Here is a 17,379-nt window from a genome sequence, read left to right on the forward strand (position 1 = left end):
TTAACGATCTTTCGGGTCGAGGGCATCACGCAGGCCATCGCCGATAAAGTTGAAACAGAACAGCGTAACCACCAGGAAGCCCGCTGGATAGAGCAGCAGCCAGGGTGAGACTTCCATCGAGTTGGCGCCGTCGCTGAGCAGTGCGCCCCAGCTGCTCAAAGGCTCCTGCGTACCCAGACCGAGGAAGCTCAGGAAGGATTCAAACAGGATCATGCTTGGCACCAGCAGCGAGGCGTAAACCACCACCACGCCCAGCACGTTTGGCACGATGTGGCGCACCACGATTTTCCAGGTTGATACCCCGCCGACATGGGCCGCTTCGATAAACTCTTTACGCTTCAGGCTCAGCGTCTGGCCGCGCACAATACGCGCCATATCCAGCCATGAAACCATGCCGATAGCGGCAAAAATCAGCAGGATATTACGACCAAAGAAGGTCACCAGCAGGATGACGAAGAACATAAACGGGAAAGAGTTAAGGATTTCCAGAATACGCATCATCACCGAGTCCGTTTTGCCGCCGAGATAGCCAGCAATCGAACCATAAAGTGTGCCCACGATCACCGCGATCAGCGCTGAGGCCACACCCACCATCAGGGAGATACGGCCACCAATCGCCACGCGCACCAGCAGGTCACGACCCGATGAGTCAGTGCCGAACCAGTGGCCGGAAGTGGTATCCGGCGGCGAGGACATCATGGCCCAGTCGGTATCGTCGTAGGTGAACTGCGCCATCATCGGCGCAAAGATCACGAACAGGGTAATCACCAGCAGCACCAGCAGGCTGATTAAGGCCGCCCGGTTATGGATAAAACGACGACGCGCGTCCTGCCAGAGACTGCGCCCTTCTACTTCCAGCTTCTCACTGAACGCATCAAGAGCTTCGCTGTTTTTCTTACTTAACATCATGGCGAACTCCGCAATCAGTAACGAATTTTTGGATCGATAACGGCATAGAGCACGTCAACAATCGCGTTGAAGATAATGGTCAGCAAACCGACCAGAATGGTCAGGCTCATCACCAGTGAGTAGTCACGGTTCAGCGCACCGTTCACAAACAGCTGACCGATACCCGGCAGACCATAGATCGACTCAATGACCATCGACCCGGTGATGATGCCGACAAACGCCGGTCCCATGTAGGAGATCACCGGCAGCAAGGCGGGCTTCAGCGCATGACGCAGCACAATGCGGCGCAGCGGCAGGCCTTTGGCGCGCGCGGTGCGGATAAAGTTGGAGTGCATCACTTCAATCATCGATCCACGGGTAATACGCGCGATACTGGCGATATACGCCAGCGACAGCGCCACCATCGGCAGCAGCATGTAGTTCCACTGCCCGCCATTCCAGCCACCGCCCGGCAGCCATTTCAGGCTGATGGCGAACAGCAGGACCAGCAGCGGTGCGACCACGAAACTGGGTATCACCACACCGGTCATTGCCACCCCCATCACCGCGAAGTCCCACAACGTATTTTGTTTGAGCGCAGCGATGACGCCGGCGGTCACGCCCAGCACTATCGCCAGCAGGAACGCGGCCAGACCGAGTTTGGCAGAAACCGGGAACGCATGTGCGACCAGATAGTTGACCGAATAGTCTTTGTATTTAAACGACGGGCCGAAATCGCCGTGCGCCAGCTGCACCAGGTAATCGACATACTGTTTACCAATGGGATCGTTGAGGTGGTACTTCGCCTCAATGTTGGCCATGACTTCGGGTGCCAGCGTACGCTCACCGGAAAAAGGACTACCGGGGGCCAGGCGCATCATAAAGAAGGAGATAGTAATCAGGACGAACAGCGTCGGTAGCGCTTCAAGCAAGCGACGCAGGATGAATTTTAACATTGCCGTACCTACCAGGCTGTTGCTTCACAACATATAAAAAATTAAAAAAGGCGGCGCCAGACGCGCCGCCACTGCTGATAGCCTGAATGCTATTAGTGTTTGATGATGTAGAAGTTTTTATCCAGGGTTTTATCCAGTGGATCTTTACCGGTATAACCGCCGACATAAGGTTTCACCAGACGCGTATTTACGTAGTAGTAAACCGGTACGATGGTGCTGTCTTTATCCATGATCTGCTCAGCCTTCTGATAATCCACTGCGCGGGCTTTCGCATCCGGGGCTTTGATCGCGTCACGCACCACTTTGTCAAACTCATCGCTCTTGTAGTGCGATGTGTTACTGCTGCTGTTGGACACCATGGTGTTCAGGAAGGAAGTGGGTTCGTTGTAGTCCGCACACCAGGCCGCACGCGACACATCGTAGTTACCCTGATGACGGGTATCCAGGAAGGTTTTCCACTCCTGGTTTTCCAGCTTGATGTTTACGCCGATGTTTTTCTTCCAGATCGACGAGGCGGCAATCGCGAGCTTCTTGTGCAGATCGGAGGTGTTATACAGCAGGTTAAAGGTCAGCGGTTTGTCAGCGTTGTAGCCCGCTTCAGCCAGCAGCTTCTTCGCTTCGGCATTACGTTTGTCCTGTGACCATGTGAACCAGTCTGGCGGCAGAATGTCCATGCCGTCGGTCGCTGGTGGCGTGTAGCTATAGGCAGGTTTCTGGCCCTGCGCCAGCACTTTATTCACCATGATGTCACGATCCAGACCCAGCTTCAGGGCCGCGCGCACGCGAGGATCGGTGAATGGCGCTTTCTGGTTGTTGATTTCGTAGTAATAGGTGCAGAGATATGGATCGACGTGCAGCTCTTTACCGTTGTCACGCTGCAGCTTTTTAAACAGCTCAATTGGCAGGTTGTTATAGGTCATGTCGCTGCCGTTCTCGGAGAAGTAGCGGTTAACGTCACTGACTTCTGAACTGATCGGCAGGAAGGTGACTTTGTTCAGCACCGTATGTTCATTGTCCCAGTAGTTCGGGTTACGCACCAGGGTGATACGTTCGTTAATCACGTGCGCTTCAAGCTTAAAGGCACCGTTGCCGACCCAGTTCTGCGGCTGCGTCCACTGATCGCCAAATTTCTCAATCGCCGGTTTGTAAACCGGTGACATGACGGAGTTAATCAGCAGCTTATCAAAATAGGGAACCGGCTCGCTCAGGGTGACTTCCAGCGTGTGGTCATCAATAGCTTTTACGCCCAGATCGGTAACTGGTTTTTTACCGGCGATGATGTCATCGACGTTCAGGATATGACCATACTGCGGATAGCTGGCATACGGTGAGGCGGTTTTAGGATCGACCAGACGCTCCCAGCTGTAGACGAAATCCTGCGCGGTGACCGGCTCGCCATTGGACCATTTGGCATTTTTACGTAAGTGGAAAGTCCACACTTTGAAATCTTTATTTTCATAGCTTTCCGCTACGGCCGGGATCGGTTTACCGTTGCTGTCATTGACCAGCAGACCTTCGTAAAGATCGCGCGCCACGTTATCTTCCGGCACGCCTTCGATTTTGTGCGGATCGAGCGACTGTACTTCATCGCCATTGCCGCGAACCAGCTCCTGTTTAGCGGCCAGCTCAACGCCCGCAGGCACGGTTGCCGCGAAAGCCGCATTCCCTGCCAGGGCACTCACTGCGGCAAAAACGCCCGCTGCAATCAGGCTTTTTTTCGTGATGTTGTTCATTATTACACTCCAGTTTTATTATCGTCACCGTGGCGATGCTCCGCCACGGCGTCCCCCGTCTCCGGGCTCCCTGGCCTGTTCCCAGGGAGATTGACCCCAAAATGGTCTGTACGCTGATGCGTGTCCCGACTGTCTCGCCGAAACGGCGATCAGATCAGTGTTGTTTGATGAAATAGTACTTCAGGTCTGTCATGTCCTGCGGGTCTTTGCCCGTAAAGCCGCCAACCCAGGGCTTTACCAGGCGCACACTTACGCGGTAGTAAACTGGCACAATTGGTGAGTCTTTGTCGAGTTGTGTTTCAGCCTGCTGATACAGGTCGACGCGCTGCGCCTCGCTGCCCGCCGTCAACGTTTCCGCCATTAAGCGATCGAAGGTCGCGCTGCTGTAAAACGCGGTGTTGATCGAGGCGTTACTGATCAGCATGTTCAGGAAGGTGGAGGGCTCGTTGTAATCGGCACACCAGGTGACACGTACCACGTCATACTGGGCCTGATGACGGGTCTCCAGCATGGTTTTCCACTCCTGATTCTGCAGCGTCACCTTCGCGCCCAGATTTTTCTGCCACATCGACGCGGCGGCAATCGCCTGCCGCTTATTTTGATCAGAGGTGTTATAGAGCAGCGTAAAGTTCAGCGGATGGCTGGCATCAAAACCCGCCTCTGCCAGCAGCTTTTTCGCCGCCTCATTACGCTGCGCCTGGGTCCAGGTGAACCATTCAGGCGGGGATAGCTTAATACCAGCCGTGAACGGTGGCGTGAGGCTATAGGCCGGAATCTGTCCCTGAGCCATGATCTTATTGGCAATCACCTCGCGATCGAGGGTCATTTTCAGCGCAGCGCGCACCCGTGCATCGGTGAACGGCGCTTTTTTGTTGTTGATTTCGTAGTAGAAGGTGCAAAGCAGCGGACTGACTTTGACTTCATCACCCAGCTCTTTGCGCAGCTTGCCAAACATCTCTGGCGGTATCGCACTGTTAGTGATATCCGTGCCACCACTGCGATAGCGATTAATGTCACTGTTTTCAGTAGCGATCGGCAGGAAGGTCCCCTGCTCAATCACCGTATGCGCATTGTCCCAGTAGAGGGGATTACGCGTCACAACGATTTTTTCATTCACCACCCAGTCGCTGAGTGTATAGGCACCGTTACCGATGTAGTGACCGGGACGGGTCCAGGCGTCGCCCCACTGCTTAATGGCTGGCGCATAAACCGGCTTCATCGCCGTGTGCGCTAACATCGCCATCAGGTAAGGCACGGGTTCACTCAGGGTGATCTGCAGGCGATGGGCATCAAGTGCTTTTACGCCCAATTGATCGGGTGATGCTTTACCGGCAAGGATGGCATCAATACCGGCAAAATGAGCTGCCTGCAGATAGCTGGAATATGGCGATGCTGTTTTCGGGTCCACCAGCCGACGCCAGCTATAAACGAAATCAGCGGCCGTCACCGGTTCGCCATTGCTCCACTTTGCATCATCACGCAGAGTAAAAATCCAGACCGTGGGTTGTGGATTTTCCCAGCTTCTGGCGACGCCCGGCACAACCTGACCGCGGTTATCGGTGTTAACCAGGCCATCCAGCAGGTTATGGATAACATTAGATTCCGGCACGCCTTCGGTTTTATGTGGATCCAGCGAAGAGACTTCGCTTCCGTTGTTGATCACTATTTGCTGTTGGGCGGCCAGAACCGTTCCAGGCGGAATGGTGGCGGCATAAGCCGGAGAAAAAGCCGTGAACAAAAAGAGTGCGATTGCTGACCGCTGTTGTTGCAAGTTTTTCATCCCAATCATGCGAAACGCCAACCTTTAATTAAGTATCCCGATAGGCTTAAGCAAAAAGCGTTCTCACTTTGGACTTTCGGAGAAAAAATTTACGCTGGGCCAAAAATTATCAGAAGCCGCGAAGGGGCGCCAAAGCAAAATAGCTAAAATGTTAACTAATTCTCTTTTATCATGAGATGTCAGGCAGCGAAAGTGTTAATTTTCGTCCTGAAAATATTATATCGATATGAAAAATAGGCTATTTAGCTGGAAACCTGTTTCCAGGGCGTTATGCAGCTACAAAAAGCGTCTGTTTTGGTATTTGTATTGATAAAAAGAGCATCGACGTGATGAAATTCAGGCTGGCCGCTGAAGCCTGGGTATTTATCGGGTTGAGCGGAGATCAGATAGCAGATTATCGTGTGAAAATAGTGACATTATTCTGAGAAAAAAAGTCTGTGAGCAAACCCACAGTAACGGAATTTATAATCGTCTGTTTTTATTAAGCAGGATGAATGACTGCATTACTATGGTGCAATAAATTACCTTACTGCACCAATTCAGGTCACCAATTCGCTTCGCTGCATGAAATAAGTGAGTTTCTAGTTCAGCAAGCCGGGGAAAATCGACTTCATGCCGGTCACAACAAATTCAATACCCAGCGCCATCAGTAACAGGCCCATAATTCGGGTAATGACGTTGATACCGGTCTGCCCAAGAATGCGCACCATTAACGGCGCGGCGCGGAACAGCAGCCAGCAGCAGAAGGCAAAAATAGCAATGGCCAGGGTGAATCCCAGCAGATTGAGCCAGCTGTGGTAGCGGGTACTCCAGACGATGGTTGAGCTGATGGCACCCGGCCCCGCCATGAGTGGCAATGCCAGCGGCACAACCCCCACGCTTTCACGAATCGCCGTTTCTGACTTCTCCTGTTTGTTCTGCTTATCCTCGCCCAGCTTGCCGCTGATCATCGACATGGCAATGGTGACGACCAGAATCCCGCCCGCAATCCGGAAGGAATCAATCGAGATGCCAAACACATGCAGAATCGCATCGCCGAGGAAAAGTGACGTCCAGAGAATAATGGCAACGGCCAGATTAGCTGTAAGGTTGGTTTTGTTACGCTCAGCTACCCCCTGATAACGGGTCATGCTGATGAACACCGGAATAATGCCTACCGGATTGACCAGCGCAAAGAGCCCGACAAAAAATTTTATGTAGCCTGATAGATCTAACAGCGCTGGATTCACAACTCTACTCCGTACCACAGGGGGGAAAACGCGCCTAATGTATGTGAAAACGTGCAGAGACGCCAGATGTGCGCCTGGGTATTTATCCTGATGAACAGCAAAGCAATTAGCGCTTTCCGCCAGAGATTAAAAAGTGGCTGGATTTAGCCACTGCCAGGACGGCTGAGCACAGGAGCACGCTGACTTAACAGGAAAGCACTATAAAGGGCTGCTGAAAGGTGTCAGCTTGCGCTTAAATTGATCTGCATCAAAATTGACCTACCCCAAACCAGGTAATCTTTTCTTAACGGAAGAATAAGAAAGCTCGCTAACGCCAGCAGAAGACTCGTTCAGTAAACAGTTGAAAATCCGGGATTTACCTGTCAGCCAGTCACGTTATTTCAGCATGACTATACTCAGGACGCAGGATTGTTTACTAAAAAAGTTTAACTTCCTTCAGGAGAACACCATGGCCGTAACCAATGTCGCTGAACTCAATGCACTGGTCGAACGTGTAAAAAAAGCCCAGCGTGAATATGCCAACTTTTCTCAACAACAGGTCGACGCCATCTTCCGTGCCGCCGCCCTTGCCGCCGCTGACGCCAGAATCCCGTTAGCCAAGATGGCCGTTGCCGAATCCGGTATGGGCATCGTCGAAGACAAGGTCATTAAAAACCACTTTGCTTCCGAGTATATCTACAACGCCTATAAAGATGAAAAAACCTGTGGTGTATTAGCCACTGACGATACGTTCGGTACGATTACCATCGCCGAGCCGATTGGCCTGATTTGCGGTATCGTCCCGACAACCAACCCAACGTCAACCGCCATCTTTAAAGCATTAATCAGTCTTAAAACCCGTAATGGCATTATCTTTTCGCCACACCCTCGCGCCAAAGATGCGACAAACAAAGCTGCCGATATTGTCTTGCAGGCCGCCATTGCTGCCGGTGCGCCGAAAGACATTATCGGCTGGATCGATGCCCCGTCTGTTGAACTTTCAAACCAGCTGATGCATCACCCTGACATCAACCTGATTCTCGCCACCGGCGGTCCGGGCATGGTGAAAGCAGCATACAGCTCCGGTAAACCGGCGATTGGTGTCGGTGCCGGTAACACGCCGGTAGTGATTGATGAAACCGCCGATGTGAAACGTGCCGTTGCCTCCATTCTGATGTCAAAAACCTTTGATAACGGGGTGATCTGCGCCTCTGAACAATCTGTCATTGTGGTTGATTCAGTTTATGATGCCGTGCGTGAACGTTTCGCCAGCCATGGCGGCTACATGCTGCAGGGTGCTGAACTAAGCGCCGTACAGAATATCATCCTCAAAAACGGCGGTCTGAATGCGGCGATCGTGGGTCAGCCTGCCTTCAAAATTGCAGAGATGGCCGGTCTCACCGTGCCGCCGAGCACCAAGATCCTGATTGGTGAAGTGAAACTGGTGGATGAGTCTGAGCCATTTGCCCACGAAAAACTCTCACCTACCCTCGCAATGTATCGGGCAAAAGATTTCCAGGATGCTGTAGATAAAGCCGAGAAACTGGTCGCCATGGGCGGTATCGGTCACACCTCCTGCCTTTACACCGACCAGGATAACCAGACTGAGCGCGTGCACTACTTCGGCGACAAAATGAAAACCGCGCGTATTCTGATCAACACCCCGGCCTCTCAGGGCGGTATCGGTGACCTCTACAACTTTAAACTGGCGCCGTCTCTGACGCTGGGTTGTGGTTCCTGGGGCGGTAACTCTATTTCAGAGAACGTCGGTCCAAAACACCTGATCAATACCAAAACTGTCGCCAAGCGAGCTGAGAATATGTTGTGGCATAAACTTCCTAAATCCATCTACTTCCGTCGGGGTTCACTGCCAATTGCGTTGGAAGAGGTGGCAACGGACGGCGCGAAACGTGCCTTTATCGTCACTGACCGCTTCCTGTTCAATAACGGTTATGCTGACCAGGTGACCCGCGTGCTGAAATCACACGGCATCGAGACTGAAGTATTCTTCGAAGTTGAAGCTGACCCAACGCTGAGCATCGTACGTAAAGGTGCAGAGCAGATGAACAGCTTTAAACCTGACGTCATCATTGCCCTGGGCGGCGGTTCCCCAATGGATGCCGCGAAAATCATGTGGGTGATGTACGAACATCCCGAAACCCATTTCGAAGAGCTGGCGTTACGTTTCATGGACATCCGTAAACGTATCTACAAGTTCCCAAAAATGGGCGTCAAAGCACGCATGGTTGCCATCACGACTACCTCAGGTACCGGTTCAGAGGTCACACCGTTCGCTGTGGTAACCGACGATGCGACCGGTCAGAAATATCCTCTGGCTGACTATGCATTGACACCAGATATGGCAATTGTCGATGCCAACCTGGTGATGGATATGCCACGTTCACTCTGCGCCTTCGGTGGTCTGGATGCAGTCACCCACGCTCTGGAAGCCTATGTTTCTGTGCTGGCGAATGAATACTCTGATGGTCAGGCGCTGCAGGCACTGAAACTGCTGAAAGAGAATCTGCCGGCCAGCTATGCCGAAGGCGCTAAAAATCCGGTGGCGCGTGAACGCGTACACAATGCCGCAACTATCGCCGGTATTGCGTTTGCCAACGCATTCCTCGGGGTCTGTCACTCAATGGCACACAAACTGGGTTCAGAGTTCCATATCCCACACGGCCTGGCTAATGCCCTGTTAATCTCGAACGTTATTCGCTACAACGCGAATGACAACCCGACCAAACAGACCGCATTCAGCCAGTATGATCGTCCGCAGGCGCGTCGTCGTTACGCAGAGATTGCTGACCACTTAGGTCTGAGCGCACCAGGCGACCGCACCGCGCAGAAAATTGAGAAGCTGCTGGTATGGCTGGACGAGATCAAAACTGAACTCGGTATTCCGACCTCAATCCGCGAAGCCGGTGTGCAGGAAGCGGACTTCCTGGCGAAAGTCGACAAACTGGCCGATGATGCGTTCGATGACCAGTGTACCGGCGCGAACCCACGCTATCCGCTGATTGCTGAGCTGAAACAGATTATGCTCGATACCTACTACGGACGTGAATTTGTCGAACCGTTCTCAAGTGTCGCCGAAGCTGTCTCTGAGCAGCCGGTGAAAGGCGTGAAGGTTGATAAGAAAGTGAAGAAAGTCTGATAGTCCGGTTCTGACTGTCTGATAAAAAACCCGCCGCGGCGGGTTTTTTATTACCTGAATGATGCGGTTAATTCAGCGGAGTCTGTGCGCCATGAATCGCCTGTAACGACCCCTGCTCTATCGCCTGTTTATAATGCTTACGGCAGACGGAGATATAGCGTTCGTTACCGCCAATGACCACCTGCTCGCCTTCGCTGAAAGGTTTACCCTCGCGATCCAGTCGCAGCACCATGCTCGCCTTGCGGCCACAATGACAAATGGTTTTTAATTCAACCAGCTTGTCAGCCCATGCCAGCAGATACTGACTGCCCACAAACAGTTCACCGCGAAAGTCGGTTCTCAGGCCATAGCAGAGCACCGGAATATCCAGATCGTCTACGACATCAGAGAGTGCTTTAACCTGCTCCCGGGTCAGGAACTGACTCTCATCAACCAGCACACAGTGGATTGGCTGCGCGGCATGCTCGGCGGCAATGTCACTATAGAGTGCGGTTTCAGCATTGTAGAGCATGGCCGGTGACGAAAGTCCGATACGGGAACTCACCTGCCCGGCACCAAACCGGTTATCGATTTCAGCGGTATAGACCAGCGAGCGCATGCCGCGCTCCTGATAGTTATAGGAGGATTGCAGCAGTGCCGTCGATTTCCCTGCATTCATGGCAGAGTAATAAAAATAGAGTTGAGCCATAGGAGCGTATCTTCATCAGGACTTAACGGAATGGCGCGCATATTAACACAAAGTGCAGGTAATACATTGCGGTGTAGCGGTAATTAAAGCGTAACGGCTGACCGGTTATTCATCCTGGTGCATAGCCGGGAGCCGGTTATGTGCGCTTCACGCTGGATAATTTTTGCTTATTTTACCCGCAACAAAAGGAATGACATTTTTGTTACCACGCTAAATACATTAAATTTATTGCATATCAGACTTGCGGAAACTCTTTTTTTATTTGCCATAACCGTGAAATTTTCACTGTGATTATTTTAATTACTCAGGGAATTATCGTTCTGATATTGTTTTAAGATTGAAGTTATTTAATGTCACCACTACTATTAGCGGGCAACACAACTTTTTCCTTATTCAGAGACCAGGACAATGAGCGAAGCACTAAAAGTTCTTAATAATATCCGTACGCTGCGCGCCCAGGCCAGAGAGTATTCCGTCGAAACGCTGGAAGAGATGCTGGAAAAACTGGACGTGGTGGTAAAAGAACGCCGCGAAGAAGAGTCACATTTTCAGGCAGAAAATGAAGAACGCACGCGTAAGCTTAATCAGTATCGTGAAATGCTGCTGGCGGATGGAATCGACCCGAATGAACTGATTAACACGCTGACCGCCACTCACCGGGTTGCGGCAAAAGGTAAACGCTCAGTGCGCCCGGCCAAATATGGTTATACCGATGAAAAAGGCGAGTCCAGAACCTGGACAGGTCAGGGACGGACACCGGCCGTGATTAAAAAAGCGCTGGAAGAACAGGGTAAAACGCTGGACGATTTTTTACTGTAATGCTGACTGCTTCGCTGCTTAAGCGTTAGCCTGCTACCCCAATAAAAAAGGAAGCCGGAGCTTCCTTTTTCTTTTAATCAGACGCGGTAGAAATCGCGATACCAGTCAACGAAATTTTTAACGCCCTCTTCGACCCCGGTCTGCGGTTTAAAACCAACGGCCTTATACAGCGCTTCGGTATCCGCACTGGTTTCCAGCACATCACCGGGCTGCATTGGCATCAGGTTTTTCTTCGCCGTAATCCCCAACACTTTCTCAATCGCTTCGATATAGTTCATCAAGGTAACCGGCTGACTGTTACCAATATTATAAACCCGATAAGGCGCAGAGCTGGTTGCAGGTGAACCGGTTTCAACAGTCCAGTTATCATCCTGCTGCGGAATAACATCCTGCAGACGGACAATCGCTTCAGCAATATCGTCAATATAGGTAAAGTCGCGTTTCATCTGGCCCTGGTTATAAACATCTATCGCTTCACCTGCAATCATTGCCCGGGTGAACTTAAAGAGTGCCATATCAGGACGGCCCCAGGGACCGTAAACGGTAAAGAAGCGCAATCCGGTCGTCGGCAGCTGATAAAGATGCGAGTAAGTGTGCGACATTAACTCGTTAGCTTTTTTAGTCGCCGCATATAAAGAAACCGGATGATCAACGCTATCTTCGGTTGAGAACGGCATTTTGCGATTCAGGCCATAAACTGAACTGGATGAGGCATAGAGCAGATGTTCAATTTTATGATGACGACAGCCTTCAAGGATATTGAGGTGACCGATCAGATTCGAGTCTGCGTAGGCATGGGGATTTTCAATGGAGTACCTGACGCCAGCCTGAGCGCCAAGGTGAATAACGCGCTGGAATGTGTGCTGGTCGAACAGTGACGCCATTGCGTCACGGTCCGCCAGATCCATCTCAATAAATGTAAAACCAGAATCGGCTTTAATTAAATTGAGACGGGCATGCTTGAGATTTACGTCGTAATAATCATTCAGGTTGTCGATACCGACAACCTGGTGACCGGCGGCCAGCAGACGCTGACTGACATGAAAACCAATAAAGCCTGCGGCGCCGGTGACCAGAAAGTTCATAAATCCCTCGTTAATTATGCAGTTTGAATAGACGCTCCGCGGCCGATTGCATAATAAACGAAACCGCGTTTGCTGATACGCTCTGGATCATACAGGTTACGACCATCAAAAATCACGGCTTCTTTCAGTGCATTTTTGATAACGTCGAAGTCAGGCGCACGGAAATTTTGCCACTCCGTACAGATGACCAGACCGTCTGCGCCCTGCAGTGCGGCTTCTTTGGTACCCATCAGCTTCAGATCGCTGCGGTGACCATAGATGCGCTGCGCTTCATCCATTGCTTCAGGGTCAAACGCCTGAACAGATGCGCCCGCTTCCCACAGCGTTTCCATCAGCACACGACTGGAGGCTTCACGCATATCGTCAGTGTTCGGCTTAAATGACAGACCCCAGAGTGCAAACGTCTTACCTTTCAGATCGTCACCAAAATGACGCTTGATAAAGGTAGGCAGCTTGTTTTTCTGGTTGTCATTCACATCTTCCACCGCCTGCAAAAGACGTGGCTGATAGCCAATGGACTCAGCGGTACGGATTAACGCCTGCACATCTTTCGGGAAGCAGGAGCCGCCGTAGCCACAGCCAGGATAGATAAAGTGATAGCCAATGCGGGGATCAGAACCGATACCCTGACGTACTTTCTCAATATCCGCACCTAAACGTTCAGCCAGGTTAGACATCTCGTTCATAAAGCTGATTTTGGTTGCCAGCATGCAGTTTGCGGCATACTTGGTCAGCTCCGCGCTGCGGATATCCATCATGATCATGCGATCGTGATTACGGTTAAACGGCTCATAGAGCTCGCGTAACAGTTCTACCACGTCGTCGTTGTCAGTACCGACAACAATACGCTCCGGACGCATACAGTCATTAACTGCTGCACCCTCTTTCAGGAATTCCGGGTTTGAAACCACATCGAAGGTGATGTTGGCGTCACGCGCTTTCAGCGCTTCCGTCATTACTGCACGAACTTTGTCTGCTGTGCCAACCGGAACGGTTGATTTGTCGATAACCACCTTGTGATCGTTCATATGCTGCGCAATAGTGCGCGCTACGGCGGTCACATATTTCAGATCGGCAGAGCCGTCTTCATCCGGTGGAGTACCGACTGCAATAAACTGCATAACACCATGGTTTACGCCCTGCTCAGCATCGGTGCTGAACTTAAGACGACCCGCTTCGTAATTGGACATTACCAGCGGTGTTAAACCTGGTTCGAAAATAGGAATGATGCCTTTTTTCAGATTTTCGACTTTATTAGCGTCGACATCAATGCAGAGAACGTCATGTCCGACTTCGGCTAACACCGCAGCCTGAACCAGACCGACATAGCCGATACCAAATACAGTGACTTTCATCGAGTTATCCTGTGTTTATGAATTACTTTTTGTTGCCAACTGCGCCATCGAGCCATTCAGAGAAATCTTTGCCCAATACCGGATGACGAACACCGTACTCAACGAAAGCCTGCATGTAGCCCAGCTTATTACCACAGTCATGGCTCACGCCTTTCAGGTGATAAGCTTCAACCGTCTCTTTTTCCATCAGCATCGCAATGGAGTCAGTCAGCTGAACTTCGCCGCCTGCACCTGGAGGAGTTTTCGCCAGCAGTGGCCAGATGTCTGAAGACAGCACATAGCGACCTACAACGGCCAGATTTGATGGTGACTCTGACGCTTTAGGCTTTTCAACCACACCAACCATAGGTGCGCTGTCGCCTGGGTTCAGTTCTGCGCCCTGGCAATCAACAACACCGTACGCGGTAACATCGTCAACCGGCTCAACCATGATCTGGCTGCGGCCAGACTCTTCATAACGGCTCAGCATTTCTGCCAGGTTATCTTTGGTTGGGTTAGATTCATATTCGTCGATGATGACGTCTGGCAGGATGACCGCAAATGGCTCATCACCGATCAGCGGGTGTGCACACATCACAGCGTGACCCAGACCTTTAGCGATGCCCTGACGGACCTGCATGATGGTAACGTGTGGCGGGCAGATTGACTGGATTTCATCCAGCAGCTGACGCTTAACGCGTTTTTCCAGCATTGATTCCAGTTCGAAGCTGGTATCAAAATGGTTTTCGATGGCATTTTTTGATGAATGCGTAACCAGCACAATTTCGTTGATGCCAGCAGCGATACACTCGTTGACGACATACTGGATTAACGGCTTATCAACCAGCGGTAACATCTCTTTTGGAATCGCTTTGGTAGCCGGGAGCATACGCGTACCCAAACCCGCTACCGGGATTACCGCTTTTTTTACTTTGGTATTATTGGCAGACATTAAGATACCTCTCTTATAGGCCGTTCAAGTTAATACTTGATATGTCGGTTTAAAATCGGAAATGAGTATATCAGTTAGTATCGAACGGATTTATCCTGGAAGGGACTAAACTGTCGAAATTAAGACTATTACCCAACTGTAAAGCTAAACTCTGGCCCTGAGTTCATCGCCAGAATCTCTCTGTTTTTTACCCTTACTCTTCTGCAGACAGCATCAGCCGGATGCGACCACCCGCGCCCCATACGTGGCACTGCCAGTTATCTGCGCGCTGACTGATTTGATTAAGATGGGTGCTGCCCATAGTGCCAAGCGGGACACCATTACTGAGCTGAATCTGATGGGCATGCACATGTAGTGTGGCGTTTAATCCGGCCGAAACCAGAATCAGATTTTTTAAACCGCGATGATAGTAACCAACCAGTAGCGGGAACTGACCGCTCAGGTTCGCCTGACGCAGCAGCAGATTGACCTGTCTGAGTAGTCCATTCAGCTCCGGAAGACGCTGTTTTTGGCCCGTGAGCTGCTCCTGCAGCAGGCCATTAAACAGTGCGCGCAGCAGCAGTGCCGCCAGCACGCCGTTATCACCGGCGCGCGTCACATCGAGACAGTAAAACGCCAGATCTTTGTCGGAGAGTGCCGCGATATCAAGTACCAGACCAGGCTGCTCGGCCATCGTCAGCTGACGATAGTTAATCCGGCAGTTGGCAATGGTCTGCTGTACCGGCGGCTGAAGTTGCTTGAGCAGCTTGGCGGCTGCTTTTGGATCGCGAACCAGCGCATCCCAGTCCTGGAAAAGCTGCTCATCCTCCTCCACTTTTGAGGTGAACATTGAGGGATAAAGGCACTCATAAACCGCTTCACGGAAGCGTTCGAAGTTTTTGAGTGGCTTAAGCAGCACATCCTGCACCCCAAGACGCAGCACATGAGCGATATCGGACATGTTTTCAGTGGCCGAGATGATCAATATCGGCACGACATTGCCACGGGTACGAATATGTTCAACAAACTGGATGCCACTCATACGGGGCATTTCCAGATCGCAGATAATCAGGTCGACAGTATGCTGTTGTAGTTGTGCAATTGCTTCCAGACCATCTTCCGCTTGTAACGTCACAGCACCCATCGATAACAAAAATTGGTCCAGCAACGAACGGAAAACAGCCTCATCTTCGACAATGAGTATCTTTTTGCCGAGTAGTGGTTTTTCCATTCTTTCCCCCTGCGTACCAGATAATTCAATAGTGGTTCATAAAACGCAGTTGCGCCTTTCAGTATTGCCCGAAGTCACCGTTTTGAATGAACAACCTGATTATCTGCCACGGACCAGTGGTAATAGTTCATCCATTTTCTTCTCTACGGCGGCCCTGCCTGCCTCAATGGCCTCTTCAGCACGATGAAAATCCAGCGTCGAAATTTGCGGACAGATCGGCTGTATCAAAACATCGGGCGGATCGCCTGCCATACGGTTTCGCTTAAGGCGATTCTCCAGTACCTGAATAGAAGTAGACATAATCTCCATCGCGCCAGGTGACTGAGATGCACGGCGCTGGGTGAAATTCACCAGGCGCTGTCGCAACTTCCCCCCCCAACTTAATGCCGCTGCGGCGGCTTCTTCTTCACTGTTCTGAGGTGTAACGGAAAAGAGATCCTGCTGCATTAAATGTGCGTCATGCTGTAAGTCAACGGCGATAACAATGTCTGCCCCCAGGGCGCGCGTCAGTGAAATCGGCACCGGGTTAACCACAGCACCATCCACCAGCCAATACCCATTGTAGCCCACCGGCGGTAATAAACCTGGCATACTGCAGGATGCGCGTACTGCCTGATGCAGATCGCCCTCGGTCAGCCAGAGCTCACGTCCGGTACTGAGGTTGGTCGCCACCACGCCAAAGGGTTTATTACAGTGCTCAATCGCATCATTGGGAATCAGCTGACGGACATGGCTGAATACTCTTTCGCCGCGTAACAACCCGCCACGCTGCCAGGAGACGTCCATCAGGCGAATCACATCCCAGTAGCGAAATGCACTGACCCATTTTTCCATCAGCGGTAAACGGTTATTCACATAGGCAGACCCGACCAGTGCGCCGACTGAGCAGCCTGCAACAACGTCAATCTCAATACCGGCCCGCTCCAGCGCGTTAATCACGCCAATATGCGCCCATCCCTTGGCCGCGCCAGATCCAAGAGCCAATCCAATTCTTACCTTTCTCATTTGTATCTGGTCCTGCCGTCAATACGTAGCGTCACAACGTGGGGTCAGCTAACATAGCGCGCTTGTGAAATCGACTCATCATTCCCGGGAGACAATGTGTCAGAAACCTGCCCATGTTGTAGCGGAGAGCAGTATAGCGTATGTTGCGGGCCCTTTCTGCAGGGTAACCAGACTCCTGTTACAGCTGAACAACTTATGCGATCCCGTTATTGCGCCTATGTTCAGCAGAATGCGGACTATCTGGTTGCAACCTGGCATCCTGACAAACGCCATCCGGGGCTGTCGGGGCTTTTATCTGAAAGTTTTTCGGGCACCGAATGGCTTAGCCTGAATGTAACCCGTTGTAATCATGGAAACCATGAGAACGAAGCTTTCGTTACCTTTTTTGCGCGATACCGCGAGAAAACAAACATTCATACCATTCATGAGCGTTCACGCTTTCTTCGCGAGGATCAACGCTGGTACTATGTTGACGGTACAATACCGCCCGTCGGGCGTAACGATCCCTGCCCGTGCGGCAGTGGCAAAAAATACAAAAAATGTTGTGGTTAAGCTGACGGCTAC

14 protein-coding genes are annotated in these 17,379 nt (G+C 51.4%); 3 read left to right on the forward strand and 11 right to left on the reverse strand.

What is annotated here, in order from left to right; all coding sequences use genetic code 11:
* The 5 genes from oppC to AC6I8J_RS10240 form a co-directional block, all read right to left on the reverse strand.
* Positions 1-909 carry an oligopeptide ABC transporter permease OppC gene (gene oppC / locus AC6I8J_RS10220; RefSeq protein ID WP_161733977.1) on the reverse strand — a complete coding sequence of 303 codons (909 nt, stop codon included), beginning with the start codon at positions 907-909 and terminating at the stop codon, positions 1-3.
* Positions 910-923: 14 nt separating this feature from the next.
* Entirely contained in the window at positions 924-1,844 is a 921-nt protein-coding gene (gene oppB / locus AC6I8J_RS10225; protein WP_161733980.1) for an oligopeptide ABC transporter permease OppB, read from the reverse strand.
* 92 nt (positions 1,845-1,936) lie between these two features.
* Positions 1,937-3,577 (reverse strand): oligopeptide ABC transporter substrate-binding protein OppA, encoded by a 1,641-nt coding sequence (oppA, locus tag AC6I8J_RS10230; protein WP_497825332.1) that lies wholly within the window; start codon positions 3,575-3,577, stop codon positions 1,937-1,939.
* Positions 3,578-3,731: 154 nt separating this feature from the next.
* A complete protein-coding gene (locus tag AC6I8J_RS10235) occupies positions 3,732-5,357 on the reverse strand; it encodes an ABC transporter substrate-binding protein (protein WP_497825333.1) in 1,626 nt (541 codons plus the stop codon).
* A gap of 581 nt (positions 5,358-5,938) precedes the next feature.
* Positions 5,939-6,586: a YchE family NAAT transporter gene (locus tag AC6I8J_RS10240; RefSeq protein ID WP_161733986.1), complete on the reverse strand. Its 648-nt coding sequence runs from the start codon at positions 6,584-6,586 to the stop codon at positions 5,939-5,941.
* Between the two features lie 448 nt (positions 6,587-7,034).
* On the opposite strand from AC6I8J_RS10240, the gene adhE reads away from it, so the two are divergent.
* Positions 7,035-9,722, forward strand: coding sequence for a bifunctional acetaldehyde-CoA/alcohol dehydrogenase (gene adhE, locus AC6I8J_RS10245; RefSeq protein WP_161733988.1), 2,688 nt, complete (start codon positions 7,035-7,037; stop codon positions 9,720-9,722).
* Positions 9,723-9,789: 67 nt separating this feature from the next.
* Here adhE and tdk read toward each other — a convergent pair whose 3' ends face one another.
* Complete coding sequence (gene tdk, locus AC6I8J_RS10250; protein WP_497825334.1) at positions 9,790-10,410, reverse strand: thymidine kinase; 621 nt, start codon at positions 10,408-10,410, stop codon at positions 9,790-9,792.
* Between the two features lie 408 nt (positions 10,411-10,818).
* Between tdk and hns the strand changes: the two genes are divergently transcribed.
* On the forward strand, positions 10,819-11,229 hold the full coding sequence (hns, locus tag AC6I8J_RS10255; protein WP_161733990.1) for a histone-like nucleoid-structuring protein H-NS: 411 nt from the start codon (positions 10,819-10,821) through the stop codon (positions 11,227-11,229).
* Positions 11,230-11,306: 77 nt separating this feature from the next.
* On the opposite strand, the gene AC6I8J_RS10260 is transcribed toward hns, so the two are convergent.
* The 5 genes from AC6I8J_RS10260 to rssA form a co-directional block, all read right to left on the reverse strand.
* Positions 11,307-12,314, reverse strand: a complete 1,008-nt coding sequence (locus AC6I8J_RS10260) for an NAD-dependent epimerase (RefSeq protein ID WP_497825335.1) — start codon at positions 12,312-12,314, stop codon at positions 11,307-11,309.
* Between the two features lie 14 nt (positions 12,315-12,328).
* Entirely contained in the window at positions 12,329-13,669 is a 1,341-nt protein-coding gene (locus AC6I8J_RS10265) for a UDP-glucose dehydrogenase family protein (protein WP_222925404.1), read from the reverse strand.
* Positions 13,670-13,691: 22 nt separating this feature from the next.
* Positions 13,692-14,600, reverse strand: a complete 909-nt coding sequence (gene galU, locus AC6I8J_RS10270) for a UTP--glucose-1-phosphate uridylyltransferase GalU (protein WP_161733996.1) — start codon at positions 14,598-14,600, stop codon at positions 13,692-13,694.
* Positions 14,601-14,793: 193 nt separating this feature from the next.
* Positions 14,794-15,810 (reverse strand): two-component system response regulator RssB, encoded by a 1,017-nt coding sequence (rssB, locus tag AC6I8J_RS10275; protein WP_161733998.1) that lies wholly within the window; start codon positions 15,808-15,810, stop codon positions 14,794-14,796.
* Positions 15,811-15,909: 99 nt separating this feature from the next.
* Positions 15,910-16,815, reverse strand: coding sequence for a patatin-like phospholipase RssA (rssA, locus tag AC6I8J_RS10280; protein WP_161734000.1), 906 nt, complete (start codon positions 16,813-16,815; stop codon positions 15,910-15,912).
* A 96-nt stretch (positions 16,816-16,911) separates the two neighbouring features.
* Here rssA and AC6I8J_RS10285 point away from each other — a divergent pair, with 96 nt between their 5' ends.
* Entirely contained in the window at positions 16,912-17,367 is a 456-nt protein-coding gene (locus AC6I8J_RS10285; protein WP_497825336.1) for a YchJ family protein, read from the forward strand.
* Positions 17,368-17,379 lie beyond the last annotated feature (12 nt).

Source organism: Pantoea sp. X-Soil-ISGK-355 (genome assembly GCF_059730805.1).